The organism is Deinococcus alpinitundrae (assembly GCF_009982895.1).
Taxonomy (GTDB): domain Bacteria; phylum Deinococcota; class Deinococci; order Deinococcales; family Deinococcaceae; genus Deinococcus; species Deinococcus alpinitundrae.
The window spans coordinates 1-267 of record NZ_WXZL01000284.1 but is presented as its reverse complement, the minus strand read 5'-3'; the positions used below and the strand labels follow the sequence as shown (position 1 = coordinate 267).

At 46.8% G+C, this 267-nt stretch carries 1 protein-coding gene; it reads left to right on the top strand.

Annotated features, from left to right (window positions below; genetic code table 11):
* Nucleotides 1-267: FAD-dependent thymidylate synthase (locus tag GUI70_RS23410; RefSeq protein ID WP_161884582.1), on the top strand; the 267-nt coding region annotated here is incomplete at both ends.

Sequence of the window (267 nt, the reverse complement as noted above, 5' to 3'; positions counted from 1 at the left end):
CACCCTTTGCTTTAGCTCGACAACTGGGTAAGCATCAAGTTGGTCTTGTATGGAATGAGGTGTCACGGCGTTATGTGTCATCTGAGCCAGAGTTCTGGTTCCCAGAGGAAGTGCATCGTGCGCCTGTGAATGCTAAACAAGGAGCAGGTAATGTACATGAATGGTCTGGCAGCGCTGTGGGTTCTATGGTTAATTCTACACGTGATACATTGGGTTTATATGAGAATCTGATTATCTCAGGAGTTGCACCTGAAGAGGCACGTTTAG